This window comes from Mycobacterium sp. 050272, from assembly GCF_039023525.1.
Classification (GTDB): domain Bacteria; phylum Actinomycetota; class Actinomycetes; order Mycobacteriales; family Mycobacteriaceae; genus Mycobacterium.
In genome coordinates, this window is record NZ_JBCHKV010000070.1 from 1 (window position 1) to 217 (window position 217).

A 217-nucleotide genomic window follows, 5' to 3' on the forward strand; every position below is an offset into this window, starting at 1 on the left:
CACGATGCGGATGTTGAGGTCGGCGATGAGCATGAGCACGGGGGTGTTGGCCCAGCGGTGGCCGATGCCGATGTGGTGGAGGCGTCCGGCGTGGCGCAGGGTGAGCTTGCCGTAGCTGTCGACGCGGTCGGTGCGCACTCGCCAGTGGATGCCGGCGGGGGTGTTGGCGGGCCCGGCGGGGGGTCGGGCGGTGTAGGCGTCGTGGGGGGTGCGGCGA

The 217-nt window shown here is 72.8% G+C and carries 1 pseudogene; it reads right to left on the reverse strand.

What is annotated here, in order from left to right:
• Nucleotides 1–217 (reverse strand): annotated as a pseudogene (locus tag AAHS21_RS32010) (hypothetical protein); the annotation flags it as partial.